The organism is Microbacterium sp. (assembly GCF_041641055.1).
Taxonomy (GTDB): Bacteria; Actinomycetota; Actinomycetes; order Actinomycetales; family Microbacteriaceae; genus Microbacterium.
The window spans coordinates 1-25452 of the sequence record NZ_JBEPZB010000037.1; the positions used below are offsets into that span (position 1 = coordinate 1).

Sequence of the window (25452 nt, forward strand, 5' to 3'; positions counted from 1 at the left end):
TGCCGGCGTCATCAAGACGACCTTCACCGAAGAGACCGAGACCGACCTGTTCGGCGAGCAGGCCGTGCTGTGCGGTGGCGTCAGCCACCTCGTGCAGGCCGGCTTCGAGACGCTCACCGAAGCGGGCTACCAGCCGCAGATCGCGTACTTCGAGGTGCTGCACGAGCTCAAGCTCATCGTCGACCTCATGTGGGAGGGCGGCATCGCCAAGCAGCGCTGGTCGGTCTCCGACACCGCCGAGTACGGCGACTACGTGTCGGGCCCCCGCGTCGTGACCCCGGAGGTCAAGGAGTCGATGAAGGCGATCCTCGCCGACATCCAGAGCGGCGCGTTCGCGAAGCGGTTCATCGACGACCAGGACAACGGTGCCGAGGAGTTCCTGGCGCTGCGGGCCAAGGAGGAGACGCACCCCATCGAGGCCACCGGCAAGGAGCTGCGTTCGCTCTTCGCATGGAAGCAGCAGGACGAGGACTACGTGGACGGCAGCGCTGCGCGCTGACGCACACATAATCCTCGGAAGGGCTGTGCTGGTCGGGCCGCTCTGCGCGCTGGCCTGCACGACCTGATCACGAAAGAACGGGCATCCCTTCGGGGTGCCCGTTCTTTCGTGCACCGGCGAATCATGGGTAGACATCCGATGTCTGTGCCAGGATGGAAGCATGCGACAGGATTGGTTCACCCTCGCCCGTTTCGGGATGTTCGTGCATTTCGGCCTCTACAGCGCGGCAGCGCGCCATGAGTGGGTGCAGAACTACGAGCGGCTGACGGATGCCGACTACCGGCAGTACTTCGAGCACTTCGACCCCGATCTCTTCGATGCCGCCGCTCTCGCGCGCACGGCGAAGGGGACCGGGATGGGCTACGTCGTCCTCACGACGAAGCACCATGACGGCTTCTGCCTCTGGGACTCTGCGCAGACGGACTTCACCTCCGTCGCGGCCACCGGGCGGGATCTCGTGCGGGAGTACGTCGACGCCCTCCGAGCGGAGGGTCTCAAGGTCGGCCTGTACCACTCGCTGATCGACTGGCATCACCCGCACTTCACCGTCGACTGGAACCATCCCCGTCGCGATGACGCCGACGCGCACGAGCTGAACGTCGGGCGGGACATGTCGGTCTACCGCGACTACCTGCACGCCCAGGTCCGCGAGCTGCTCACGCAGTACGGGGAGATCGACTACCTGTTCTTCGACTTCACCTACCCGCAGGAGAAGGACGGCTGGGCGGGCAAGGGACCGGAGGAGTGGGATGCCGCGGGGCTGCTCGCGCTGTGCCGCGAGCTCCAACCCGACATGCTGGTCAATGACCGCCTGGGCATCCCTGCGGACTTCGTGACGCCCGAGCAGTACCAGCCCACCGCGCCTCTCGTCCGCGACGGTGTGGCGCTGACGTGGGAAGCCTGTCAGACGCTCAACGGCTCGTGGGGATACCACCGCGACAACACGGACCAGAAGTCCGCGAAGCTGCTCACGCAGATGCTGGTCGACTCGGTCTCGATGGGCGGCAACATGCTCCTGAACATCGGTCCGGACGGCCGCGGAGCGATCGCGCCTCGCGACGCCGCGACGCTGGGGGAGATCGCCGAATGGATGCGGCTGCACCGCGATGCGGTGCTCGGCGCCGGTCACGCCGACTTCACTCCGCCCCGCGAAGGGGTGTACACGCGCCGGGGGAATCGCCTGTACCTCAGCCTCTTCTCCTGGCCGATGGGTTTCGTGCACCTTCCCGAGCTCGCCGACAGGGTCGTGTACGCGCGCCTGCTGAACGATGGGTCCTGGCTGCGGACGAGCCGCTCCGACCCGGAGCAGGAAGCAGAGCTGATGACCCCGGCGGGGGAGGCGGAGGGCACGCTGACGGTGCACCTGCGGGTGCGGCGCCCCGACGTGCTGATCCCGGTGATCGAGCTGACGCTCGCCGACGACTGAGGCCGATCAGGCAGCGACGGGGAGGGACCGCGGCTCAGGCCGCCGTCACCTCGCGCTCCTCGAGGGCGAGCCTGGCTGCGCCGTGCAGGATCGCGTCCGCCCCGGTGATCGCCGCCTCGATGCGCAGTCGCTGGGTCGCCAGTGGGTGGCAGGCCTCGTACACACGGCTGCGCACGGCGGCGATGAACGGCTCGGAGGCGCTCATGCTCCCGGTGAGGAACACGGCGTGCGGGTTGAAGAAGTTGACCACCCCGGACAGCGCCTGACCGAGGTGCGTGCCCGCGGTGCGCACCAGGCTGGTCGCGAGGGGATCGGCGTCCCTGGCCAGCGTCAGCACATCGGAGGTGGTGCGCACCGCGTCGTTGCCGCGCTCGCGCATCTGCCTGACCAGACTCGCGCCGCTCGCGACGGTCTCGAGGCATCCGGTGTTCCCGCAGGAGCAGGGGATGTCTCCGCTGCCGTCGATCCGGGTGTGCGTGATGTCGCCGGCGGCGCTCGTGGCGCCGCGGTGGATCCGCCCGTCGACGACCACGCCGCTGCCGATGGCGGTGCCCGCCTTCACGGTGATGCTGTGCTGAGTGTGTCCGAACTGCGCTCGGTGCTCACCGAGGGCCGCGAGGTTGGCGTCGTTGTCGACGGCGACCGGCGCACCGAAGCGGGCGGCGAGATGCTCGCCGACCCTGAATCCCGGCCACCCCGGCATCCGCGAGGGCTGGTCCACGGAGCCGGTCGCGATGTCGACCGGGCCGGGGAGGCTGACGCCGATCGCGTGGATGCGTGAGTCGGTGCCCAGGCGATCGAAGACCACGGCGACGCGGTCCAGCGTCGCGTCAGGGCCCTCGGTGAGATCGATCGCGATCGACTCGGTGCCCTGCAGTGCACCGCTGAGGGAGTGCCTCCCGATCCGTGCGTGACGACCGCCGAGATCGAGCGACAGCACGATGCCGTCGCCCGCGATCTGCAGGACGCGCGGACGCCGTCCGCCTCGTGAGGTGCCGTCACCGGCCTCCTGCAGCACTCCGGCGTCAAGCAGTGCCTGCACCCGGAGTCCGACCGTCGAGGCGGCCACGCCGAGGAGCCCGGCCAGCTCGCTGCGTGAGCGGGCTTCGCCGCGCGCGACGAGGTCGAGGATGCGCCGGGAGTGCAGGTCCTCGACGGCGAGGGGCGATGTGTCGGGCATGAGGCTCCTTCGTGATCGAAGCAAGGTCAGCGTAGCGGGGCGGTCGTGCGTTTCCGACAGATGACGAATTATCAAGCTCCGATAAACATCGGATGTTCGGCTTGCGGGGTGCAGCGAAGTGTGACAGCCTCGCTTCATACGAAATCCTACTAGGTTCCTTCGATTATCGAACTAACCTGATCCTTCCCGAGGAGGCATTCAATGAAGAAGTTGCGTGTGGGGGCAGCCGTCGCTGTCGCCGGCGTCGCTGTGGCGATGACCGGCTGTGCAAGTGGAGACGCCGGCGGTTCTGCCGACGGCGACACGATCGTCGTCGACATGTGGGCCGGCAGCGAGTCCGACGTCGACGCGCTGGAGGCGCAGATCGCGTTCGCCCAGGAGCAGAACCCCGACATCAAGATCAAGCTGCAGACGTCGCCCTGGAGCGACTTCTTCACGAAGCTGACGACGAACATGGCCAGCGGCAACATGGCCTGCGTCACCGGCATGAGCGGTGCCCAACTCGGCGGCTACACGCAGGGCTTCCGCGAGCTGAGCGAGAAGGACCTCGAGACCGCCGGGATCGACTGGTCCGAGTTCAACCCGAGCGCCGACGGCATCCTGAGCTTCGAGGGCAAGGTCTACGGCGTTCCGTTCGACGTCGCCACCATGCTCGTCTACTACAACCAGGACATGCTGACCTCCGCCGGGGCCGCGACCCCCGAGATCGGCTGGACCTTCGACGACTTCGACCAGATCGCCGCCGACGCCACCAAGGACGGCAAGTACGGATTCGCGATGGGCATGGGCGGCTATCAGTGGATGTCGATGCCGATCGCCTACTCGGCGACGCAGCCGGCCTCCGAGGACGGCACGCTGCACATCGATGACGAGGCGTTCGTCGACGCGGCGTCCTGGTACGCGGGGCTGGTCGACGAGAAGAAGGTCGCAGCCCCCGTTGCTTCCGCCTCGGACACGGGCTGGGGCGAGAACCAGTACTCCGGCGGCAACGCCGCCATGGCCGTCGACGGCACCTGGAACGCCGTCACCTACCTGAAGAACGAGTCCGGCTTCGCAGCCGGGATGGCTCCGCTGCCGGCAGGCGTCGACGGGAACCCCGGTCCGATCCTGGGCTCCGGCTACGGCATCTCCGCGAACTGCGAGAACCCGGAAGCCGCTCTCAAGGTGATGGGCTCGCTGCTCGGCGAGGACGCTCAGGACTACATCGCATCGTCCGGACGCTCGTACCCGGCCCGCGTCTCGTCGCAGCCGCTCTACTTCGAGTCGATCGACGAGGAGTACCGCGACCAGGTGCAGTCCGTCTTCGAGGCCGCCTTCGGCGACACCGTGCCGCTGTACATGACGAAGAACTGGCAGAAGCTCGACAGCTACATCCAGCCGAACCTCGTCAGCGTCTACAACGGTCAGATGACGATGGACGAGCTCCTGTCGAACGCCCAGTCGCAGTTCGGCGAATGAGCCGTCCGCGGTCTCTGCAGCAGTAACCAAGGAAAGAAACTGAGATGACGATCACGACGAGACGTCGCGGATCGCTCGCCAAGGTCGAGGCCCGCCAGGCGCTGGGATTTGCAAGCCCAGCCCTGGTGGGGCTCGCCCTGTTCACGATCGTGCCCGTCGGGCTCTCGATCGTGATGAGCGTCTTCGACTGGCCGACCTTCGGCGAGCGCAGCTTCAACGGCGTGGACAACTACGTCAAGCTGTTCACCAGCAGCCCCGACTTCTGGCCGGCGCTGCGCAACTCGGCGCTGTACACCCTGCTCTACGTGCCGCTGAGCGTCGCTCTCTCGCTCGTGCTCGCCCTCGGTCTCGGGCCGCGCATCCGCGGTCGTGGTGCGCTCCGGGTGCTGTTCTTCATCCCGGTCGTGACGCCGATGGTCGCGAACGTGCTCGTGTGGAAGATGATGCTGCAGCCGCAGGGGCTCTTCAACGGGCTCTCCGAGACGTGGTTCGGCATCCAGCTCCCGAACTTCCTCGCCGATCCGTCGTGGGCCATGGTCATGGTCGTCGCGATGAGTGTCTGGCAGGGACTCGGCTACAACATGCTGATCTTCTCCGCCGCTCTCGAGCAGCTCCCGGAGAGCGTGCTGGAGGCTGCGAGCATCGACGGCGCACAAGGGCTCCGCCGCGTGTGGAGCATCATCATCCCGATGATCTCGCCGTCGATCTTCTTCGCGACGATCATGACGATGATCACCTCGCTGCAGGTGTTCGTGCAGCCGCAGCTGCTGACCGGCGGTGGGCCGGGCAACTCGACGAAGCCGCTCGTCATGTTCATCTGGGAGCAGGGCTTCACCTTCGGCGACCTCGGGCTCGCCGCCGCCGCGGCCTGGATCCTCTTCGCGATCATCATCGCCATCACCGGCCTGCAGTTCGCCGCACAGAAGAAGTGGGTGCACTATGAGCACTGAGACCCTCACGACCCCGACGTCGGCGCTGCGCACCCCGCGCGAGTTGCGCCGTGCACGCGGCGCGGCGACCACTCCGGCCGCCCGCGTCCGGCTCGTCATCGCGCACGTCTGCATCTACCTCGCAGCCCTCGTGTTCGTCTCGCCGATCATCTACGCGTTCTTCTCGGCGCTGAAGCCGAACACCGAGATGTTCTCGATGCCGCCGACGCTCATCGGCTCGGAACTCCGCTGGAGCAACTTCATCGACGTGTTCTCCTACGGGCCCTTCGTCACGTACATCGCGAACTCGTTCCTCGTCGCCATCCTCGGCACCCTCGTCGTGCTGGTCGTGTCCACGACCGCCGGCTACGCCTTCGGCCGCCTGCGCTGGAAGGGCCGCGACGCGGTGTTCATCCTCTTCCTCGCGACGCTGATGGTGCCCGCCGAGGTCCTCGTGATCCCGATGTTCCAGGTCATGCAGTGGTTCAACTGGGTCGACACTTACCAGGCTCTCGTGCTGCCTTTCGCCTTCGGCGCGTTCGGGACGTTCCTGATGCGGCAGTTCTTCCGCGGCATCCCGTACGAGCTCGAAGAGGCCGCCCGCGTCGACGGGGCCGGTCCCATCCGCTCGTTCCTGCAGATCATCCTGCCGCTGTCGAAGTCGGCTGTGGCCGTGCTCGCCGTGTTCACGTTCCTGACGTTCTGGAACAGCTATCTGTGGCCGCTCATCGTCACCGTCGACTACGACGCGCACGGGACGCTCCCGGTGGGACTCGCCAGTTTCGCGGGACTGACCGGCACGCGTTGGGACCTGCAGATGGCGGCGGCGATCATCTCGATGATCCCCACCACGCTGCTCGTGATCATCCTGCAGAAGCACCTGGTCAAGGGCATCGCGATGGCTGGACTCGGCGGACGTTGACGATGGGGGAGACACAGCAGAGGACGACCCTGGCCGCAGACGGCATCGTCGGCATCGACATCGGCGGGACCAAGATCTCGGGTCTCGTCGTGGACGCGGAGGGCGGACTCGTCCGCGGGAGCGTCCCCGCTCCTGCCGGCGTCGGAGGCTGGGCGATGGCGGATGCCGCCGCCGGCCTCGCACGAGACCTCGCCCGTCGCGCCGGGGTGTCGCTCGTCGCGGTCGGCGTGGGAGCGGCCGGCGTGATCGACCACGAGACGGGCACGGTGCGGGCGGCCTCGGCCACCTTCGTCGACTGGGCGGGATTCCCGCTCGCCGATGAGCTGCGCACGCGGCTGAGCGTGCCGGTCAGCGTCGAGAACGACGTCAACGCGTTCCTGCTCGGCGAGGTCGCAGGCACCGAGCGTGTCGAGCAGGACGTGCTCGGCGTCATGCTCGGCACCGGGGTCGGCGGCGCCGTCATGATCGGCGGTGCACTGCGACACGGTCCGAACGGAGCTGCGGGCGAGATCGGGCACACCCCGGGGTACAGCGATCTGGTGTGCACGTGCGGCCAGCGCGGGCACCTCGAGACGCTCGCATCCGGAACATCGATCGGCCTCCGCTACGAGGGCCGCACCGGCACCGACGGGCTCGGCGCGCGCGAGGTGGCCACGCTGGCACGGGGCGGTGACGCGGATGCCGTCGCGGTCTTCGCCGCCGCGGGCCGAGCCGTCGCTCTCGCCTGCGCCAGCGCCGCGACGCTGCTGGACCTGCCGCGGGCGATCGTCGGCGGGGGAGTGGCGCACGCCTGGGACCTCCTGGAACCGGCGATCATGCAGACCCTGGTGACCGATGCCCCCGTGTCCGGGCTCCCGCTGATCATCACACCGGCGACGCAGGGCGTCGACGCCGTCGCACTCGGCGCGATCGAGGCGATGCGCCGTTCCCTGGAGCCGGCGGGGGCGTACCGATGAGCACCGCATCGAGGACCGACACCATGACGGAGGATCACGAAGTGACCGCATTCCCCGAGGCCAGCGAGATCTGGATGGGAGCACTGCCTCCGGTCGCGGATGGCGGTGTGCAGAGACCCCGCATCGGCATCGGGGGCATCTCGATCGAGTCGAGCACCTTTTCGCCGCACATCTCCGGCGACGAGGCGTTCACGATCCGCAGCGGAGCGGAACTCCGCGCGTACTATCCGTTCCTCGACGACGGGCGAGAGCTCGCAGAGGCCGCGGACTGGGTCCCGCTCACGCATGGCCGCTCGCTTCCCGGCGGTGCGGTGGACCCCGAGACCTATCGCCGTATGAAGCAGGCGATCGTCGACGGCATCCGCCTCCACGGTCCGTTCGACGGCTTCTTCTTCGACATCCACGGCGCGATGAGCGTGGTCGGGATGGAGGATGCCGAAGGAGACCTCGCCGTCGCGGTGCGCGAAGCGCTGGGGCCGGACACGCTGGTGTCCACGTCGATGGATCTGCACGGCAACGTCTCCGAGACGCTGCGGGACGCCGTCGACCTGCTCACCTGCTATCGGATGGCGCCGCACGAGGACTGGCTGAACACGAAGGAGCGGGCGGTGTGGAACCTGCTCGCCCGTCTGCGCGGCGAGCACGGAGGTGATGTCCTGCGCCGGCGTCCCTACACCGCGTGGGTCCCGGTGCCCGTGCTGCTTCCGGGCGAGAAGACCAGCACCCGCCTCGAGCCCGCTCGAGGGATCTACGCCGAGCTGCCGAGGATCGAGGCGCTTCCCGGCGTCGTCGATGCCTCGGTGTGGATCGGATACGCGTGGGCGGACGAGCCGCGCTGCCAGGCGTACGTCGTGGTCACGGGCGATGACCGCGAGCTCATCGCCCGCGAGGCGGAGCGCGTCGCTCGGAGGTTCTGGGAGGCGCGCGAGGAGTTCGTCTTCGTCGCCCGGACGGGGTCGCTCGATGAGGCGGTCGAGCGGGCGCTGGCCCCAGACGCGCGGCATCCGTACCTGATCTCGGACTCCGGAGACAATCCCACCGCGGGCGGTGCCGGAGACGTCACCTGGACCCTTGCGCATCTGCTCGAACGCGCGGAGCTGACCGGATCCGAGCGCACGACGCTCGTCGCCTCGATCTTCGACCCGGCGGCGGTCGCCGCGGCGGTCGCCGCCGGCGTCGGGGCATCCGTCACCGTCTCGGCGGGAGCGGGAGTCGACGACGGTCCGCACGGTCCCGTGCAGATCTCGGGCACCGTGTTCTCGATCACTTACGGAGACCCGGATGCCGGCACCCAGGTCGTCCTCGCGGTCGGCGGACTGCACGCCGTCATCACCGAACGCCGGAAGCCGTTCCACCACCTGCAGGACTTCCGGACGCTGGGACTGGAGCCGACGAGCGCGGACATCGTCGTCGTCAAGATCGGCTACCTCGAACCCGAGCTCTACGACCTCGCAGCCGACTGGACGCTCGCACTCACCCCTGGCGGCGTCGATCAGGACCTGCTGCGTCTCGGACACCGTCGACTGCGCCCCGGCGTGTACCCGTTCGATCCCTCGAGCGCGCCCGAGCTGACCGCCGTCGTCCTGCGACGCGGCGAGGAGGAGAGCCGCTCATGATGAACTTCGAGACCCGCACCGGGCCCGATCTGGGCACGGCGGCGCCCGAGTACCCGGGGAACGGGGTGCCCGAGTGGTACCGCGATGCCAAGCTCGGGTTCTTCGTGCACTGGGGCCTGTACTCGGTGCCGGCCTGGGCTGTGCAGCACGGGAAGGGCGTTCACATCCCCACCGAGGACGCTTACGCCTGGCATCAGTACGCGGAGTGGTACGGCAACACGGTGCGCATCGCCGGGAGCCCCACCTGGGAGCGGCATCAGCGCTTGTACGGCCCCGGCACCTCCTACGAGGATCTCGCGGACCGATGGACGGCCGACGCGTTCGATGCGGACGCGTTCGTCGGGGAGCTGGTGGATGCGGGCGCCCGGTATGTGGTGCCGACGACGAAGCACCACGAGGGATTCTGCCTCTGGGACACGGCGACGACCCGGTTCAACGCCGCCGCCCGCGGCCCCCGACGTGACCTGATCTCGGAGTTCCACGACGCGACCCGCCGAGCGGGCGCGCGGTTCGGCGTGTACTACTCCGGCGCGCTGGACTGGCATGTCAGCGACTTCCCCCCGATCGAGTCGGACACCGACCTGTTCCGACACCGTCGCAACGATGCCCACTTCGCCCGCTACTCGGCCGCGCAGCTCGAGGAGCTCGTCGAGCGCTTCTCGCCCGACCTCCTCTGGAACGACATCGACTGGCCGGACGGCGGCAAGGGCTCCGAGGAGTTCGGCGTCGCCGCGCTGCTCGCCCGGTACTTCGACGCGGTGCCGGACGGCGTGGTGAACGACCGCTGGGGAGTGCCCTACCACGGCTTCCTCACCAGGGAGTACACGAACGTGGACGAGTCGCAGGCGCACCCGTGGGAGTCGACGCGGGGGCTCGGGTACTCGTTCGGCTACAACAGCGCCGAGGATGCCTCGCAGACCCTGTCCGGCCCCGACCTGATCCGGATGCTCGTCGATGTCGTCTCCAAGAACGGCAATCTGCTGATCAACGTCGGCCCGGACGCCTCCGGTCGGATCCCCGAGTTGCAGCGGAACACGATGCGGGAACTGGGCGCCTGGCTCCACGCGCACGGCACGACGATCTACGGCACTCGCCCGTGGCTCCGCCACGGCGAGGCACACGGCGAACCCCGCCGCTACACGCAGTCGGCCGGTGATGTGCACGTGCATACGCTGGACCCGAGCCTCGGCCGGATCACCCTGCCCGCTGAACTGGAGCACGGGCGGGCCCGCTGGTCCGACGGGTCGGCCGCAGAGGCGATGCGCGCCGATGACGGCACCGTCACCGTGCGCGTCCCCGATGCACTCGGTTCAGCGGCTGTCGCGACCCTCACCGTGACGCCGTGACAGATCGGGCAGCGCTCGAGATCGCGGTGCAGGATGCCGCGGGTGCGCGCCTCGCGCTCCGTGCCGGCGCAGATCGGGTCGAGCTCTGTCAGGCGTTATCCGCCACGGGTGGACTCACCCCGTCCGGTGCGACGGTCGACGCGGTATGCGCCGTGGCGGAGCATCCTGCCGGGATCGCCGTGCTCGTCAGACCGCGTCCCGGCGGATTCGTCTACGACCCGGACGAGGTCGCCGTCGTCGCGGCCGATATCGCGGACGCTGTACGGCGGGGCGTCGGCGCGGTCGTGGTCGGCGCGCTGACCGCAGACGGCACGGTGGATCGCCGCGCCCTCGATGCCTGGCGGAGCGCTGCGGGCGACGCCGACGTCGTGTTCCATCGCGCGATCGACACCGTGCCCGAACCGAGCGCGCTGATCGACGACCTGGTCGTGTGCGGTGTGCGTCGCGTGCTCACGAGTGGCGGTGCCGCGCGGAGCGTGGACGGCGCTGCGACTCTCGCGCGCATGGTCGCCGCGGCCGACGGGCGCCTGCAGATCATGGCCGGCGGTGGTGTGCGGCCCGACGACATCGCGGCCCTGCTCGATGCGGGCGTGGATGCCGTGCACCTGTCCGCGCGTCGGCCGTCGGGGGATCCGTCGTCCACAGGCCCCGGGGGAGGAGAGCCCGGCTGGGACGTCACCGACCCGGCGATCGTGGCACTCGCCGCCGCCGCACTCGAGCGGTATCGATCAGTCCGCTGAGCCCGGGCACCGCCCCATCCGCTCCGGCACCGGCTCCGACCGCCCCGCATGACGAACGCGGGCGCCCCCGGTGGGGCGCCCGCGTCATCTGTACGTGCGGAACGTCACTCGGCCGGTGCGTCCTCGACCTCGATCGGCGCGGCACCATCGGCCCACACGGGAGCGGGGAGGAGGGTGTCGGTGGCGCCGCCCTGGATCGAGCGCAGCGCCTCCTCGATCTCCTCGGCGTTCTCAGGAACGGCGAGACCGCAGGTGCGCAGCTCCGAGGCGAATTTCAGGGTCAGGCGGCTCTTGCCTGCCTCCACGGCCTGAGCCGTCGTCCCGGTGCGCTTCTCGCTGCCGGTCTGGATGTCGGAGACCTCGTCGCACACGTGGTACACGGCGCCGCCGTCGACCCAGACGACCTCGTCGGCGCCGAGCAGCTGGATGACGGCGGACTGGTCGGCGGTGTACTTCTCGACCGAGGGCGGGTTGAAGTCGACGCCGATCACGGCCGCCAGCAGCGCGAGGACGATGCCGACGATCCCGGCGGTGGTCTTCTGCCCCTTGCTCATGTCCTTGTTCAGGAAGATCAGGATGATGAGCGGCAGGAACGCGACGATCGCGATGATCGCGCCCAGCTGGTTCTGCACGAAGAAGCGCACCGTCTCCGACCTGCGGGCGGGGTCGAGACGATTCGCCTTCTTCCACAGCACCGAGCCTGTGATCGCGAGCGCGGCGATCACCACGAGCAGGATCAGGAGCGTGACGAACGCCCACTGCGGGAACTCCGCGACGACTCCACGGTCCTCCAGCAGCCCGGTGTCGGGATCACGGACGAGCTCGCCGTCCTCGCCGACGTACACGCGCTGACGCAGGAGCCAGAAGATGGCGACCGCCTCGGCGGCGATGGCGAGCGCCCACAGCACCGCCGCGATCCAGCGGAACGTGGTGGCTTTCGACTTCGCCTCTGTGGTGGGCTTCCAGCCCGCTGCGGGCTCGTCGACCGAACCGCTCGGCTCGACGTTCTGGTTCTGCTCGGCCACGGTGATCCTTCCCGGCAGGGCCCGGCGGGCCCAGATGCCCCCGAGCATAGTGGACGCCGTGTCCTACGCTGGAGGACATGACCTCCGACTCCGACGACGCCCTGAGCTGGGACGGTGACGACGGCGACAGCCCGACGCCGACCGCTCCGTCACCCGCAGCACGGAAGTCCGTGGCACCTGCGGACGCCACGCTTCCCCAGGGCTGGAACGCGGTGGGAAAGGGCAGCGGTACAGTCGGTCGACCCGTGCCGGAGAAGGGCGACGACGCGGATGCCGCTGGCACCGAGGTCGATGCCGATGATGCCGAGGCGCCGGGGCTGAGCACCGCGATGCTGCTGATCCTGGGGGTGGTCGGGGGCATCTATCTTCTGTACAGCGTGGGCTGGGTCGTCGGCGGGCTGCGCCTGAAGCCGCTCGCGAATTTTTTCGTCATCGACGCGATGTTCCTGCCCTGGTTCGTGCTCGCCGTGGCGGCGCCTCTGCTGTGGTTCCTGGCGAGTTGGGTGCTTACGCGGGGCAAGGCCGGTTGGATCCGGGTCTCAGCGCTCCTCCTCGGGGTCGTGCTCCTCGTGCCCTGGCCCTTCGTTACAGTGGGGGCGATCGGACTATGAGTCAGGCACAGATGTCACAGTCAGCTTCGGCGGCATCGCCTCGATGGCTCACCGGAGTCGTCCTCGGATTGGCGGGCCTCTTCTACGCCTACGCGATCTGGAACGCCGTGGCGCACCTGATTACCATGGGGCAGGTCGGACTGAGCGGTGCCGGCTGGGCCACGCTCATCTTCGGCGTAGTCTTCCCCGCGATCGTGTTCGTCTTCGCCTATCTGATCGGAAGGCGGCGATCCGCAGGAGAGCTCGCACTCGTGCTCCTTACGGGCCTCGGCGTGGTCGCGGTGTTCTGGCTGAGTCTGCTCGCATACAGCCTGAGCCCCGCGGCGTCCTAGCGATTCCGCGCATCCGCGGCGTCACACGGCACGGAGCAGCGGGAGCGCTCGGGTACAGTTGAGGTGATCGCGCCCCCACGGTGTGCGGCGCATCGGCCCCCTGTCGCGCTGCCCCGAAGGATCCCTGTGCCGAAGCCCGTCGTGCTCATCGCCGAAGTTCTCTCTCCCGCCACGATCGAGGCCCTCGGCCCCGATTTCGACGTGCGTCACGTCGACGGCACCGACCGCGAGGCGCTCTTCGCGTCGCTCGCGGATGCCGACGCGGTGCTCATCCGCTCGGCGACGCACATCGACGAGGAGGCGCTGACGCACGCGCCGAAGCTCAAGGTCGTCGCCCGTGCGGGTGTCGGTCTCGACAACGTCGACATCAAGGCGGCGACCGCCGCGGGCGTCATGGTCGTGAACGCACCGACCTCGAACATCGTCTCGGCCGCCGAGCTCACGGTCGGTCACATCCTCAGCCTCGCTCGTCGGATCCCCGCCGCGCACGCCTCCCTCGCCGCCGGGCAGTGGAAGCGCAGCTCCTTCACCGGTGCCGAGCTCTTCGAGAAGACCGTCGGGATCGTCGGACTCGGTCGCATCGGCGCCCTGGTCGCCGCGCGCCTCGCCGCCTTCGACATGCGTGTCGTCGCCTATGACCCCTACGTCACCTCTGCTCGCGCTCAGCAGCTCGGTGTGCAGCTGCTGTCGCTCGACGAGCTCGTGGCCGAGGCGGACTTCCTCACGATCCACATGCCCAAGACGCCGGAGACGACCGGCATGATCGGTGCCGAGCAGTTCGCGGCCATGAAGCCGACCGCCTTCGTCGTCAACGTCGCCCGCGGTGGCCTCATCGACGAGGAAGCGCTGCACGCGGCCCTCGTCGCCGGAGAGATCGCCGGTGCGGGTCTTGACGTCTTCACCTCAGAGCCTCCGGCCGAGGGCGGCACCGCTCGTCCGCTGCTCGACCTCCCGAACGTCGTCGTGACGCCCCACCTCGGTGCGAGCACCGAGGAGGCACAGGAGAAGGCCGGCGTGTCGGTCGCCCGCTCCGTGCGCCTCGCCCTCGGGGGCGATCTGGTGCCGGATGCCGTCAACGTCGCCGGTGGCGTCATCGACCCGTACGTGCGCCCCGGCATCTCGCTCGTCGAGAAGCTCGGCCAGATCTTCGCCGCGCTCGCGACGTCGCCGCTCACGAGCCTCGACGTCGAGGTGCATGGCGAGCTGAACGACTATGACGTGAGCGTGCTGAAGCTCGCGGCCCTCAAGGGCGTCTTCACGAACATCGTCAGCGAGACCGTGTCGTACGTGAACGCCCCCCTGCTCGCCGATCAGCGCGGCATCGCCGTCCGTCTGCTCAAGGACGACGTCAGCGACGAGTACCGCAACGTGATCACGCTGGCCGGCGCCCTCTCCGACGGTACGCAGCTGTCGGTCTCCGGTACTCTCACGGGGCCGAAGCAGGCCGAGAAGCTGGTCGCGATCAACGATCACGCCCTCGAGCTGCCCATCGAGAAGCACCACGTCGTGATGCTCTACACCGACCGGCCCGGCATCGTCGCGGTCTACGGTCAGAAGTTCGGCGAGGCCGGCATCAACATCGCCGGCATGCAGATCTCGCGTCTCGGTGCCGGTGACCAGGCACTCAGCGTGCTGACGCTCGACTCCCCGGTGCCGGACGAGCTGCTCGACGACCTTCGCGGTTCGATCGACGCCGACCTATTCCGCCAGATCGAGATCACCGAGGTCTGACCGGCTCTCGAACCGGGAAGCGGGAGGGGTGACCACGGGTCGCCCCTCCCGCTTCGTCATTCGGGGTGGGGCCGAACCGAGATCAGGGGGCGGTCGCGCGCAGCACCAGCGTGATGAGCTCTGCCAGCTCGTGACGATGGGGGACGAGGCGCTGCTCCCCGTTCACGTCGAGCGAGTTGTTGAAGTAGAGCCCGTCGCTGAGCAGCATGACGAGATCGAGACTGGCCCGGTCGCGCACGTGTGGTCGGATCATCTCCTCCCAGCGGTGCCGGACGGTGCGCAGCGCCTCACCGGCGGCGAGCGATCCGCCCTGCGCGAGCCGGGAGGTGGCGATGAGGGCGCGATCCAGAGCATCGTCCTCCATGACCGAGGTGCGGATGTAGTAGGCGACGGGGCCGTCATCGTCCGCGGCCATGCGCTCGAGGTCGATCGTGGTCAGCGCATCCAGGCGCTCCAGGATGCCGGCGGCCAGGTCGTCCTTGGATCCGAAGTGATAGAGGAGTCCGCCCTTGGAGACGCCGGCGGCCTTGGCCGTGGCATCCAGCGTCGCCGCTCTCTCACCGTCGTTGATGACGATGTTCTCGAAGGCGTCGAGAACGCGTTCTCGGGCCAGGGGAGGTCGGGGCATCGGGGTCCTCTGTTCGTCTCGCATCACAGTATCGCGGCCGTGTGACGACTCTGTTACTATACCAGCTGGACGGTTTAGTAATGCGAGCCGCCATGCTCCTGAGAGGTGTTCCCATGACCCGTACTGCGTCGATCCCGACGACAGAGACGGATGCGCCCCGCGTCGGGCCCCGAGGCTGGGCGGCGCTCGTCGTCCTCATGCTGCCGGTGCTGCTCGTCTCGGTGGACAATACGGTGCTGAGCTTCGCGCTGCCCGAGATCTCGATCGCCCTCGCCCCCACGGGGGCCGAGCAGCTGTGGATCATCGATGTCTACCCGCTCGTGCTCGCGGGTCTGCTCGTCACCATGGGAACCCTCGGAGACCGATTCGGCCGTCGCCGGATGCTGCTGATCGGCGCGACCGGCTTCGCCGCCGTCTCCGCTCTCGCCGCCTTCGCACCCTCGGCCGCGCTGCTCATCGCGGCGAGGGCGCTGCTCGGGTTCTTCGGGGCGATGCTCATGCCGTCCACGCTCTCGCTGCTGCGCTCGATCTTCCGGAACCGCGATCAGCGTCGCCTGGCGATCGCGGTGTGGGCGTCCGCCTTCTCGGCAGGATCCGCCCTCGGTCCGATCGTCGGCGGCTTCCTCCTGGAGCACTTCGCCTGGGGTGCCGTCTTCCTCGTGGCCGTGCCCGTCCTCATCCCGCTGCTCGTCGCCGCACCGCTGCTGGTGCCGGAGAGTCGGGACCCGAACCCCGGCCGCATCGACCTCGTCAGCATCGTGCTGTCGATGGCCGCGATGATCCCGGTCGTCTACGCGATCAAGTCCCTCGCGGTCGACGGCCCGAGCCTCAGTGCGGGAGCGTGGGCGCTGCTCGGCATCGTGATGGGGACGCTGTTCGTGCGCCGCCAGCTCGTCGCGGAGGTGCCGATGCTCGACATGGCGCTGTTCCGCCGAGGGACGTTCTCCGGAGCGATCCTGGTCAATCTCCTCAGCGTCGTGGCTCTCGTCGGCTTCCTGTACTTCGTGTCGCAGCACCTGCAGCTGGTCCTCGGCCTGTCGCCGATGACCGCAGGGATGGCGCTCGTCCCCGGGATGCTCGCCATGATCGTCGCGGGCCTCTCGGTCGTGCCGGTCTCCCGCCGAGTGCGTCCGCACGTGCTGGTCCCCGCCGCGCTGGTGTTCTCGGTGGCCGGGTACCTGCTGGTCGCCTTCACGACCTCGGATCATGGCGTCGCGCCGCTGATCGTCGCGTTCGTCGTGCTGGGCATCGGCATCGGCGCGGCGGAGACGATCTCCAACGAGCTCATCCTCTCCAGCGCTCCGGCCGAGAAGGCGGGTGCGGCGAGTGCCGTGTCCGAGACCGCCTACGAACTCGGAGCCGTCCTCGGCACCGCGGTGCTCGGCGGACTCATCACGGCGTTCTATCGCGGGGCGCTCGTGGTGCCGGATGGCATCCCGGCGGAGGCCGCCCACGCGGCGAAGGAGACGCTCGCCGGTGCATACACGGCGGGTCAGGATCTTCCCGCCGAGATCGGCGACGTGCTGTGGAAGGCGGCGTCAGCGGCCTTCGGCTCCGGAGTGCTGGTCACCTCCCTGATCGGTGCGGCGCTGGTGGTCCTCGCCGGTGTGATCGCGGCCGTCACACTGCGCAAGGCCCCCACGCACTGACCAGTACGCTGGGAGGACCGGTCCGCTCGGCATCCGTGCGAGTGCGGCCGGTCCATCCCGATGCAAGGAGTGTCATGTCGCGTGTCGTGAAGCTGGCCCTGATCCCCGGTGACGGGATCGGCCCCGAGGTCGTCGCCGAAGCCGAGAAGGTCCTCGACGCGGTCACTGCGGATGCTGACGTCACCTTCGACAAGACCCGCTTCTCGCTGGGAGCCGCCCGGTATCTGGAGACCGGCGACACGCTCACCGACGACGACCTGCAGGCGATCGCCGCGCACGACGCGATCCTCCTGGGCGCGGTCGGGGGCACACCGGGGGACCCGCGGCTGAAGGATGCGAACATCGAGCGCGGCCTGCTGCTGAAGCTCCGCTTCACGCTCGACCACTACGTCAACCTCCGCCCGTCGAAGCTGTTCGCCGGCGCTCCCGGTCCGCTCGCCGACCCCGGAGACATCGACTTCGTCGTGGTGCGCGAAGGGACAGAGGGACCGTACGTCGGCAACGGCGGAGCCATCCGCAAGGGAACCCCTCACGAGGTCGCGAACGAGACGTCGGTGAACACGGCTTTCGGAGTGGAGCGCGTCGTGCGCTACGCCTTCGATCTCGCAGAGCGGCGCGGCAAGAAGGTGACGCTCGTGCACAAGACCAACGTGCTCGTGCACGCCGGGGCGATCTGGCATCGCATCGTCGGCGAGGTCGCCGCCGAGCATCCTGCCGTCGCCGTCGACTATCTGCACGTCGATGCCGCCACGATCTTCCTCGTCACCGACCCGTCGCGCTTCGACGTGATCGTCACCGACAACCTGTTCGGCGACATCCTCACGGATCTGGCCGGCGCGGTGACGGGCGGCATCGGACTCGCAGCCTCCGGCAACATCAACCCCGACGGCGCCTTCCCCTCGATGTTCGAGCCGGTGCATGGCTCGGCGCCGGACATCGCCGGTCAGCAGAAGGCCGACCCCACCGCGGCGATCCTGTCGGTGGCGCTGCTGCTGGACCACCTCGGATTCGGCGCGGAGGCCGCTCGCGTGAGCGCCGCCGTCGAGTCCGACATCGCCGCCCGCACGGGCGCGCGCACGACGGCGGAGATCGGCTCCGCCATCACCGCTCTGCTCTGAGCTCTCACCGCTCTGCTCCGGGCGACAGGCGTAGGCTGAGACGGCGCGAGGATGCGCGCCGCATGAGGAATGGATGACGAGATGACGACCATCGACGCCGAGACCACCGTGGCTCCACTGGAGTTCGCCGTGACCAAGAACCTGAACGCCGCGACGAACGCTCGCGTCGCCGAGGTGCATGAGAACCCCGGCTTCGGCGTGGTCTTCACGGACCACATGGTCGACATCTGCTGGTCGACCAAGGGCGGCTGGCATCGTCCGCGCGTGCAGCCCTACGGGCCGATCCCGCTCGACCCGGCAGCCTCCGTGCTGCACTACGCCCAGGAGATCTTCGAGGGGATCAAGGCCTACCGCCACGCCGACGGCTCGATCCACACTTTCCGTCCGGACCGCAACGCCGCGCGTCTGCAGGCCAGCGCCCGCCGGCTCGCGCTGCCGGAGCTGCCGACGGAGTACTTCATCCAGTCGCTGCGCGAGATCGTCGCAGTCGACGCACGCTGGGTGCCCTCCGGTGCCGACCAGAGCCTGTACCTGCGCCCGTTCATGTTCGCGAAGGAGGCCTTCCTCGGTGTCCGGGCCGCGCAGAAGGTGGCGTACTACGTCATCGCGAGCCCGGCCGGCGCCTACTTCACCGGGGGAGTGAAGCCCGTGCGCATCTGGCTCTCCGAGGACTACGCCCGAGCGGGCAAGGGCGGGACGGGCAAGGCGAAGACCGGTGGCAACTACGCGTCGAGCCTGCTCGCGCAGAGCGAGGCCAGCGCCCAGGGCTGCGACCAGGTCGTGTTCCTCAACGAGGAGCGCAACGTCGAGGAGCTCGGCGGTATGAACGTCGTGTTCGTCTTCAAGGACGGCCGCGTGGTCACCCCGGAATCCGACAGCATCCTCGAGGGCATCACGCGGGACTCGCTGCTGCAGCTTGCCGAAGACCGTGGATACACGGTCGAGAAGCGTCCGATCTCGATCGACGAATGGCGCGAGGGCGTCGCATCCGGGGACATCGTCGAGGTCTTCGCCTGCGGTACCGCCGCCGTCGTCACCCCGATCGGGGCGCTCGTGGGAGAGGGCTTCGACGAGCCGCAGCCGCTGGGGGAGCTCGCGCTGTCGCTGCGTGAAGAGCTCACCGACATCCAGTACGGCCGCCGCGAAGACAGGCACGGCTGGCTGTTGCGCCTCGACGCCTGAGCTCCCCGCCGTCAGAGCCGAACCTCCGAGACCCCGCCGCGCGCTCCGCACGGCGGGGTCTCGTCGTCCTGGACGCTGGCTAGGCTGGATGCCATGAAGATCGCCCGATTCAGTCATGACGACGCCATCCTCTTCGGGATCGTCGACGACACCGACCTCGTCGTCCTCTCGGGCGACCCGCTCTTCGCCGGCTACGAGCCCACGGGTGATCGTGTCCCGATCGCGGACGCCGTGATCCTCGCGCCGGTGATCCCGCGATCGAAGATCGTCTGCGTCGGCAAGAACTATCACGACCATGCCGCCGAGATGGGGGGAGCGGCGCCCGAGGAGCCGCTGCTGTTCCTCAAGCCCAACACCGCGGTGATCGGACCCGGCGACGCGATCGTGCGTCCGTCGATCTCGGAGCAGACCGAGTACGAGGGCGAGCTCGCGGTGGTGATCGGCAAGGTGGCGAAGAACGTCAAGGCCGAGCAGGCGCTCGACCATGTGCTCGGCTACACGATCGCGAACGATGTGACCGCTCGCGATCTGCAGCGCAAGGACGGTCAGTGGGCGCGCGCGAAGGGATTCGACACCTTCTGCCCGCTCGGCCCGACCATCAGCACCGACTTCGATCCCCGCGAGGCCACGATCCAGACGCGGGTCAACGGCGAGGTGCGCCAGCAGGCGCCGCTGACCGACATGATCCACTCCGTCGAGTCGATCATCGAGTACGCCTCCGCGGTGTTCACCCTCCTTCCCGGGGACGTCATCCTCACCGGTACGCCTGCAGGTGTCGGCACGTTCGACGCCGGTGACACGGTCGAGGTCGAGATCACCGGGCTGGGGATCCTGCGCAACAGCGTGCGCGACGCCGTGCGCGCGTCATGAGCGTCGTCGCCCTGACGGCGGCTCAGCAGGCGACGGTCCAGCGCAGGACCGTGCTGGTGCTGTCGCTCGGCCAGGTGCTGGGCGGGATCGCCTTCGGGGCGACCGTCTCGCTCGGTGCTCTGCTGGCGGCCGACATCTCGGGGAACGATGCCCTGTCGGGCCTCGCGACCGCATCCGTGACTCTGGGTGCCGCGCTCTGCGCCATCCCGCTGGCCCGGCTGGCGGCGAAGGTGGGCCGTCGCCGCGCTCTCACGCTCGGCAACCTGTTCGCTCTCGTGGGGATCGCGGTGGTGATCCTCGCGGCGTCCCTCCGCGTCTTCCCGCTGCTGCTCGTCGGGATCCTGATGATCGGCGCGGGCAACGCCGGCAACCTCCAGTCCCGTTTCGCCGCCACCGATCTCGCGGCGGCGCAGCATCGCGGACGAGATCTCTCGATCGTCGTCTGGGCGACCACGATCGGCGGAGTGGCAGGACCGCTGCTCCTCGGGCCCGGTGAGCTGGTCGGAGCCGCCATCGGCATGCCGCCGCAGACCGGCTCGTACGCCTTCTCCTTCGTCGCGCAGTGCGCGGCCCTCGTGCTGTATCTCGTCGCCCTGCGCCCCGACCCGCTGCTGGCGGCGCAGCGGCTGGCCAAGGAAGCGGTCGCGGCGACCGGGGCGGCGATGGCCGACCGGCCGGTCATCGCACGGTACGCGATCTTCGCGGTCGCCGGATCGCACGTCGTGATGGCATCGGTCATGGCCATGACCCCCGTGCACCTCGCGCACATGGCGCACGGCGCGCACGGGATGGCGCCGACTCCGGCCGATGTCTCGGCGCTCGTCGGCATCACGATCGCCCTGCACGTGGGCGGCATGTACGCGCTGTCGCCGCTCTTCGGCATCCTGGCGGACCGGTGGGGCAGACTGCGCGTCGTCCTGCTCGGGCAGGTGCTGCTGGGCGGTGCACTCGCCTTCGCCGTCTTCGCGAACGACCGGGAGTGGGGCGTCATGGTCGCCCTCATCCTGCTCGGACTCGGCTGGAGCGCGGCGACGGTCGCGGGTGCGGCGCTGCTCACCGAATCGAGCGCGCCCGAGGTCCGCACGCGCAGACAGGGGCGCAGCGATTCCCTGATGAGCCTCTCGGCGGCGGCCGGCGCCGTGCTCGCAGGAATCGTGCTCTCGAACTTCCAGTACGCGGGGCTGGGCATCGCGGCGTCGGTGATCGTCGTGGCCATCGTCGTGCTCTCGCCGCTCGGGCGCGCGAAGCGATGAAGGACTGGGCGGGCACGGGACGCGCCTATGCCGACTCCTACGCCTCGCTCTGCGTCGGCACTGCGGATGCGCTGCGCGACGCACTCGGCGCACCCGACGGACGCACGCTCCTCGATGTGGGCTCGGGGACCGGTCTGCTCACCGCCGCGTTCGCCCAGGACGGCTGGGCGGCGAGCGGATGCGAGCCGGAGTCGACCATGCGGGAGATCGCGCTGCGAGAGCATCCGCTGATCCCCGTCCACGACGGTTCGCTGCCGTCTCTGCCGTTCGCCGCGGGAGCCTTCGATGCGGTCGTGGCGAACTTCGTCCTCAATCACGTGAGCGATCCCCGAGCCGCAGCGCGTGAACTCCTGCGCGTGTCCCGAGGCCGGGTGGCGGCGACGATCTGGACCGACTCGCCCAGCTGGCTGTGGCGCGAGGTGTCCGAACGGGCGGGAATCGCCCCCGTGGCGGGGGAGCGGCTCCCGCCCGAGCGGGACTTCGAGCGCTCGGTGGAGGGATTCGGGCGGATGCTGGCCGAAAGTGGCTGGCCGAGCCCGGCGGTGGTGGAGGTCACCTGGACCTGGACCGTGACGCCCTCCGAGCTCTGGGTCTCGGCGGAGGGCGGGGTCGGAGCGGCCGGACAGATGTTCCGCTCGCTCGGATCCGCCGACCGCTCCTCCTTCCGCGCCGCGTTCGATCTCGTGTGTGCGGAGAGGTCGGCGGGCGGGCGACTTCCGCTGCAGCATTCCGCGGCGGTCGCCGTCGCTCAGGTGTACCAGGTCGGCTCCGGCACCTCGTTGCGCAGCACGTAGTCGCCGACCTCGCGCTTCTTGTACGCGATCGGATCGTGCAGGCTGTGCGTGCGCAGGTTGCGCCAGAAGATGTCGAGGCCGACCGAGCTCGCCGACGCCCGTGCACCCGTGAGCTCGTAGACCTTCGTGGCGACCGTCAGCCCGTCGTCGACGATCCGCAGCTTGCCCGCCGCGACGCGCACGGCGATCTCGCCGCGACGGCGAGTGGTCAGCTCTTCCCTCGGGGCATGCAGCACCGCGCTGATCTCGGAGCCGACGGCATCCAGGAGCGCCTCATCCGCCCAGAGACGAGAGGCCAGCTCCCCGTAACCTTCGAGCAGATACCACTCGTCGGTCGCGTGCTGCTTGTCGTCTCCGCCGTACGGCCAGGGGCGCGTGGTGGTGCGGGTGTATGCGGAGGCCGTCTGGAGCGCGCCCTGCGCGATGCCGAGGTAGAAGTTCGCGAACACGAGCTGGATCGTGGGCACGTTGAGGGTGTTGTAGGTGAGCGGCTGAAAGACCCTGTCGACGAAGCCCGCTGCCGCGGCCCACGGGACGCGGACGTCGCGGATCTCCACCGAGCCGGACTCCGTCAGGCGCTGGCCGAGGCTGTCCCAGTCGTCCGCGAACACGATGCCCTCCTGCGCGGTGGGGACGATCGCGAAGATGTGCGTGTCGGTGCCCTCGAGGACGCCTTCGAGCACGGTGAGATCGGAGATCTGGCCGCCGGTGGAGAACGACTTGCGTCCGGAGAAGACGAGCTCGTCCCCGTCCTCGCGGATCACGAGGTCGGAATCGCGCGGGTTGACCGCCCCGCCGAAGACGAAGGCATTCGAGGTGTACAGCTCCTCGACGGCCGCGATCTGCTCCTCCGTCGCCACGAGACGCGCAGCCCACGCCCAGAGATAGTGGTATCCCAGGACCTGCCCGATCGATCCGTCGCCACCAGCGACCGTCCTGATGACCTTGTACGCGGTGTCCCACGTCTCGCCGGCGCCGCCGTGCGCGCGAGGGCCCAGGAGCGTGACCAGGCCGGAGTCCTTCAGCAGCTGCACCTCGGCGTGCGGCGTCTGGTTCGCGCGGTCGCGCTCGACCGCGTCGACGGCGAGGATGTCCGCCACCTCCTGCGCGCGGTCGAGCCATTCGAGGCTGGTCTCCGGTCGCGCTGCCTCTCGCCAGCGGTCGGTGAGGCCGGTCGTTCCTGTATCCGTGATGGTCATGTCATCACCCTTCTGTTCGGTCGATGCGGCAACGATAGGAGCAGGATGCCGTCGGGCCACGGTTGTTTCCCAGGGTGAGGGACTGTTACCCACGGTGACCCGAGCGGCCCGGCCGATGAGCCAGGGGGATCGGGCCGGTCGAGGCAGCACCCGACAACTAGAATCGAAGGGCTATGGCTACTCCTCACCCCCTCACCACGACCGCCGGCGGTGCCGACGTCCGCGTCCGCTTCTGCCCTTCGCCGACCGGACTGCCGCATGTCGGCATGGTCCGCACGGCGCTGTTCAACTGGGCCTACGCCCGCCACACGGGCGGAAAGATGGTGTTCCGCATCGAGGACACCGACGCCGCCAGGGACAGCGAGGAGAGCTTCCGCCAGCTGGTCGACGCGCTCACCTGGCTCAAGATCGACTGGGACGAGGGAGTAGAGGTCGGCGGCCCGCACGCGCCGTACCGTCAGTCGGAGCGGCACGACATCTACCGCGGCGTGATCGACAAGCTCCTCGCGACCGGTGCTCTGTACGAGAGCTACTCGAACGCCGAGGAGATCGACGCCCGCAACGAGGCGAACGGCCGTGCGAAGCAGCTCGGCTACGACAACTTCGATCGCACTCTCAGCGACGAGCAGAAGGAGGCCTTCCGTGAGGAGGGTCGCCAGCCCGCGCTCCGACTCCGGGTGCCCGACGAGGACCTCACCTACGTCGACCTGATCCGCGGCGAGGTCACCTTCCCCGCAGGCTCCTTCCCTGACTTCGTGGTCGTGCGCCCGAACGGCATCCCGCTGTACACCTTCGTGAACCCGGTGGACGACGCTCTGATGGGCATCACCCACGTGCTGCGCGGTGAAGACCTCATGCCGTCGACCGCGCGTCAGCTCGCGCTGTACGCCGCGCTCATCGACGCGGGCGTCACGACGTTCGTGCCGCGTTTCGCGCACATGCCGCTGGTGCTGGGGGAGACCGGCACCAAGAAGCTCTCCAAGCGCGACCCGCAGGCCGACCTGTTCCTGCACCGCGACCGAGGCTTCATCCACGAGGGACTGCTGAACTACCTGGCGCTGCTCGGCTGGTCGATCGGCCACGATCGCGACATCTTCTCGCTCGAGGAGTTCACCGACGCGTTCGACATCGTCGACGTCAACCCGAACCCCGCCCGCTTCGATCAGAAGAAGGCCGAGTCCATCAACGGCGACCACATCCGCAGGCTCGCGGAGAAGGACTTCGCCGAGCGGACCATCCCGTACCTCGCTGCGGCCGGTCTGTTCGACGAGCCGACGCACGAGCAGCTGGTGCTGGCCTTCCGCGTCGCGCCGCTGGTGCAGGAGCGCGTCCAGCTGCTGGGCGAGGTGCCCGGCATGGTCGGCTTCCTGTTCACCGACGACGTCTCGTACGACGCCGACGCGCTCAAGGGACTGCCGGCGAACGCCGCCGAGGTGCTGGATGCGTGCGCTGCGGCGCTCGAGCCGGTGACGGAGTTCACCCCGGAGAAGATCCAGGAGGCCCTCGCCGAAGCGCTCGTCGAGAAGCTGGAGCTCAAGCCGCGCATCGCCTATGGTCCGCCGCGCGTGGCGATCACCGGACGCCGGGTCTCGCCGCCGCTGTTCGAGTCGATGGAGCTGCTCGGCAAGGACGAGTCGCTGCGTCGTCTCCGGGCGCTCTCGGAGTTCCTCGCCGCGTGAGGTGGCCGCACGAAAGGGAGGGTGTCCATCGGATGCCCTCCCTCTCGCATGCTGGGGACGCTTCCTGGGTCCGTTTCTCGGCCCGCTTCACGGGGATCGGGGAGCGACTCGCCCGGCCGGGGCGCGGCGTTTTGGCATTAGCGGCGCGGCTCAGGTAGGCTTGACTCTCGGTGCGAGGCTCCGGTTTCGCCCTTGGGGTATGGTGTAATTGGCAACACGGCGGTTTCTGGTTCCGTTGTTCTTGGTTCGAGTCCAGGTACCCCAGCAAGACGAAAACCCCCGCTCAGGCGGGGGTTTCGTCGTTTCCGG

Annotated in this window: 22 protein-coding genes, 1 tRNA gene and 1 pseudogene; 20 read left to right on the forward strand and 4 right to left on the reverse strand. The window is 68.9% G+C overall.

What is annotated here, in order from left to right; all coding sequences use genetic code 11:
* A pseudogene (locus ACESK8_RS16145) lies at positions 1-499 on the forward strand (ketol-acid reductoisomerase); the annotation flags it as partial.
* A 160-nt stretch (positions 500-659) separates the two neighbouring features.
* Entirely contained in the window at positions 660-1925 is a 1266-nt protein-coding gene (locus tag ACESK8_RS16150; protein ID WP_372969542.1) for an alpha-L-fucosidase, read from the forward strand.
* Positions 1926-1959: 34 nt separating this feature from the next.
* Here the strand turns inward: ACESK8_RS16150 and ACESK8_RS16155 are convergent, their stop codons facing one another.
* Positions 1960-3105, reverse strand: coding sequence for an ROK family protein (locus tag ACESK8_RS16155; protein WP_372969543.1), 1146 nt, complete (start codon positions 3103-3105; stop codon positions 1960-1962).
* Positions 3106-3306: 201 nt separating this feature from the next.
* On the opposite strand from ACESK8_RS16155, the gene ACESK8_RS16160 reads away from it, so the two are divergent.
* From ACESK8_RS16160 to ACESK8_RS16190, 7 genes are all read left to right on the forward strand, one after another.
* Positions 3307-4563: an ABC transporter substrate-binding protein gene (locus ACESK8_RS16160; protein ID WP_372969544.1), complete on the forward strand. Its 1257-nt coding sequence runs from the start codon at positions 3307-3309 to the stop codon at positions 4561-4563.
* Positions 4564-4607: 44 nt separating this feature from the next.
* Positions 4608-5513, forward strand: coding sequence for a carbohydrate ABC transporter permease (locus ACESK8_RS16165; RefSeq protein WP_060925792.1), 906 nt, complete (start codon positions 4608-4610; stop codon positions 5511-5513).
* On the forward strand, positions 5503-6414 hold the full coding sequence (locus ACESK8_RS16170) for a carbohydrate ABC transporter permease (RefSeq protein WP_372969545.1): 912 nt from the start codon (positions 5503-5505) through the stop codon (positions 6412-6414). Before ACESK8_RS16165 ends, ACESK8_RS16170 begins: the two co-directional genes overlap by 11 nt.
* A 2-nt stretch (positions 6415-6416) precedes the next feature.
* Entirely contained in the window at positions 6417-7370 is a 954-nt protein-coding gene (locus ACESK8_RS16175) for an ROK family protein (protein ID WP_372969546.1), read from the forward strand.
* 74 nt (positions 7371-7444) lie between these two features.
* A complete protein-coding gene (locus tag ACESK8_RS16180) occupies positions 7445-8986 on the forward strand; it encodes a M81 family metallopeptidase (protein WP_372969561.1) in 1542 nt (513 codons plus the stop codon).
* Positions 8983-10332, forward strand: coding sequence for an alpha-L-fucosidase (locus tag ACESK8_RS16185; protein ID WP_372969547.1), 1350 nt, complete (start codon positions 8983-8985; stop codon positions 10330-10332). The genes ACESK8_RS16180 and ACESK8_RS16185 overlap by 4 nt, the downstream gene beginning before the upstream one ends.
* The gene (locus tag ACESK8_RS16190) at positions 10329-11072 is read left to right on the forward strand and encodes a copper homeostasis protein CutC (RefSeq protein ID WP_372969548.1); all 744 of its coding nucleotides are present in this window, start codon (positions 10329-10331) and stop codon (positions 11070-11072) included. Before ACESK8_RS16185 ends, ACESK8_RS16190 begins: the two co-directional genes overlap by 4 nt.
* 104 nt (positions 11073-11176) lie before the next feature.
* On the opposite strand, the gene ACESK8_RS16195 is transcribed toward ACESK8_RS16190, so the two are convergent.
* Positions 11177-12097, reverse strand: a complete 921-nt coding sequence (locus ACESK8_RS16195; protein ID WP_372969549.1) for a hypothetical protein — start codon at positions 12095-12097, stop codon at positions 11177-11179.
* A 77-nt stretch (positions 12098-12174) separates the two neighbouring features.
* Between ACESK8_RS16195 and ACESK8_RS16200 the strand changes: the two genes are divergently transcribed.
* The 3 genes from ACESK8_RS16200 to serA all read left to right on the forward strand — a co-directional run bounded on the left by ACESK8_RS16200 (position 12175) and on the right by serA (position 14771).
* Positions 12175-12708 (forward strand): hypothetical protein, encoded by a 534-nt coding sequence (locus ACESK8_RS16200; protein WP_372969550.1) that lies wholly within the window; start codon positions 12175-12177, stop codon positions 12706-12708.
* An 11-nt stretch (positions 12709-12719) separates the two neighbouring features.
* The gene (locus ACESK8_RS16205; protein WP_060925797.1) at positions 12720-13040 is read left to right on the forward strand and encodes a hypothetical protein; all 321 of its coding nucleotides are present in this window, start codon (positions 12720-12722) and stop codon (positions 13038-13040) included.
* A gap of 126 nt (positions 13041-13166) precedes the next feature.
* A complete protein-coding gene (serA, locus tag ACESK8_RS16210) occupies positions 13167-14771 on the forward strand; it encodes a phosphoglycerate dehydrogenase (protein WP_372969551.1) in 1605 nt (534 codons plus the stop codon).
* Between the two features lie 82 nt (positions 14772-14853).
* On the opposite strand, the gene ACESK8_RS16215 is transcribed toward serA, so the two are convergent.
* Positions 14854-15399, reverse strand: a complete 546-nt coding sequence (locus ACESK8_RS16215) for a TetR/AcrR family transcriptional regulator (protein ID WP_372969552.1) — start codon at positions 15397-15399, stop codon at positions 14854-14856.
* Positions 15400-15512: 113 nt separating this feature from the next.
* Between ACESK8_RS16215 and ACESK8_RS16220 the strand changes: the two genes are divergently transcribed.
* The 6 genes from ACESK8_RS16220 (at position 15513) to ACESK8_RS16245 (ending at position 22265) form a co-directional block, all read left to right on the forward strand.
* The gene (locus ACESK8_RS16220; protein WP_372969553.1) at positions 15513-17048 is read left to right on the forward strand and encodes an MFS transporter; all 1536 of its coding nucleotides are present in this window, start codon (positions 15513-15515) and stop codon (positions 17046-17048) included.
* A gap of 74 nt (positions 17049-17122) precedes the next feature.
* A complete protein-coding gene (locus ACESK8_RS16225) occupies positions 17123-18166 on the forward strand; it encodes a 3-isopropylmalate dehydrogenase (protein WP_372969554.1) in 1044 nt (347 codons plus the stop codon).
* Between the two features lie 81 nt (positions 18167-18247).
* Positions 18248-19348 (forward strand): branched-chain amino acid aminotransferase, encoded by a 1101-nt coding sequence (locus ACESK8_RS16230; protein ID WP_372969555.1) that lies wholly within the window; start codon positions 18248-18250, stop codon positions 19346-19348.
* 93 nt (positions 19349-19441) lie between these two features.
* Entirely contained in the window at positions 19442-20218 is a 777-nt protein-coding gene (locus ACESK8_RS16235) for a fumarylacetoacetate hydrolase family protein (protein ID WP_372969556.1), read from the forward strand.
* On the forward strand, positions 20215-21471 hold the full coding sequence (locus tag ACESK8_RS16240) for an MFS transporter (RefSeq protein WP_372969557.1): 1257 nt from the start codon (positions 20215-20217) through the stop codon (positions 21469-21471). Before ACESK8_RS16235 ends, ACESK8_RS16240 begins: the two co-directional genes overlap by 4 nt.
* Positions 21468-22265 carry a class I SAM-dependent methyltransferase gene (locus ACESK8_RS16245; protein WP_372969558.1) on the forward strand — a complete coding sequence of 266 codons (798 nt, stop codon included), beginning with the start codon at positions 21468-21470 and terminating at the stop codon, positions 22263-22265. Before ACESK8_RS16240 ends, ACESK8_RS16245 begins: the two co-directional genes overlap by 4 nt.
* Here ACESK8_RS16245 and ACESK8_RS16250 read toward each other — a convergent pair.
* Positions 22220-23464, reverse strand: coding sequence for an acyl-CoA dehydrogenase family protein (locus ACESK8_RS16250; protein WP_372969559.1), 1245 nt, complete (start codon positions 23462-23464; stop codon positions 22220-22222). The two genes, ACESK8_RS16245 and ACESK8_RS16250, sit on opposite strands and share 46 nt — an antisense overlap.
* Before the next feature lie 173 nt (positions 23465-23637).
* Here ACESK8_RS16250 and gltX point away from each other — a divergent pair, with 173 nt between their 5' ends.
* Entirely contained in the window at positions 23638-25143 is a 1506-nt protein-coding gene (gene gltX / locus ACESK8_RS16255) for a glutamate--tRNA ligase (RefSeq protein WP_372969560.1), read from the forward strand.
* A gap of 193 nt (positions 25144-25336) precedes the next feature.
* Positions 25337-25408, forward strand: a tRNA-Gln gene (locus ACESK8_RS16260).
* The last annotated feature ends 44 nt before the right edge of the window (positions 25409-25452 follow it).

Excerpts from the sequence above, each read along its gene's own strand:
- ACESK8_RS16215 (WP_372969552.1), bottom strand. The coding sequence starts at position 15,399 with ATGCCCCGACCTCCCCTGGCCCGAGAACGCGTTCTCGACGCCTTCGAG.
- gltX (WP_372969560.1), top strand. The coding sequence starts at position 23,638 with ATGGCTACTCCTCACCCCCTCACCACGACCGCCGGCGGTGCCGACGTC.
- ACESK8_RS16250 (WP_372969559.1), bottom strand. The coding sequence starts at position 23,464 with ATGACCATCACGGATACAGGAACGACCGGCCTCACCGACCGCTGGCGA.
- ACESK8_RS16225 (WP_372969554.1), top strand. The coding sequence starts at position 17,123 with ATGTCGCGTGTCGTGAAGCTGGCCCTGATCCCCGGTGACGGGATCGGC.
- ACESK8_RS16185 (WP_372969547.1), top strand. The coding sequence starts at position 8,983 with ATGATGAACTTCGAGACCCGCACCGGGCCCGATCTGGGCACGGCGGCG.
- ACESK8_RS16200 (WP_372969550.1), top strand. The coding sequence starts at position 12,175 with ATGACCTCCGACTCCGACGACGCCCTGAGCTGGGACGGTGACGACGGC.
- ACESK8_RS16230 (WP_372969555.1), top strand. The coding sequence starts at position 18,248 with ATGACGACCATCGACGCCGAGACCACCGTGGCTCCACTGGAGTTCGCC.
- ACESK8_RS16165 (WP_060925792.1), top strand. The coding sequence starts at position 4,608 with ATGACGATCACGACGAGACGTCGCGGATCGCTCGCCAAGGTCGAGGCC.
- ACESK8_RS16245 (WP_372969558.1), top strand. The coding sequence starts at position 21,468 with ATGAAGGACTGGGCGGGCACGGGACGCGCCTATGCCGACTCCTACGCC.
- ACESK8_RS16155 (WP_372969543.1), bottom strand. The coding sequence starts at position 3,105 with ATGCCCGACACATCGCCCCTCGCCGTCGAGGACCTGCACTCCCGGCGC.
- ACESK8_RS16150 (WP_372969542.1), top strand. The coding sequence starts at position 660 with ATGCGACAGGATTGGTTCACCCTCGCCCGTTTCGGGATGTTCGTGCAT.
- ACESK8_RS16175 (WP_372969546.1), top strand. The coding sequence starts at position 6,417 with ATGGGGGAGACACAGCAGAGGACGACCCTGGCCGCAGACGGCATCGTC.
- ACESK8_RS16170 (WP_372969545.1), top strand. The coding sequence starts at position 5,503 with ATGAGCACTGAGACCCTCACGACCCCGACGTCGGCGCTGCGCACCCCG.
- ACESK8_RS16160 (WP_372969544.1), top strand. The coding sequence starts at position 3,307 with ATGAAGAAGTTGCGTGTGGGGGCAGCCGTCGCTGTCGCCGGCGTCGCT.
- ACESK8_RS16205 (WP_060925797.1), top strand. The coding sequence starts at position 12,720 with ATGTCACAGTCAGCTTCGGCGGCATCGCCTCGATGGCTCACCGGAGTC.
- ACESK8_RS16235 (WP_372969556.1), top strand. The coding sequence starts at position 19,442 with ATGAAGATCGCCCGATTCAGTCATGACGACGCCATCCTCTTCGGGATC.
- ACESK8_RS16220 (WP_372969553.1), top strand. The coding sequence starts at position 15,513 with ATGACCCGTACTGCGTCGATCCCGACGACAGAGACGGATGCGCCCCGC.
- ACESK8_RS16180 (WP_372969561.1), top strand. The coding sequence starts at position 7,445 with ATGGGAGCACTGCCTCCGGTCGCGGATGGCGGTGTGCAGAGACCCCGC.
- ACESK8_RS16240 (WP_372969557.1), top strand. The coding sequence starts at position 20,215 with ATGAGCGTCGTCGCCCTGACGGCGGCTCAGCAGGCGACGGTCCAGCGC.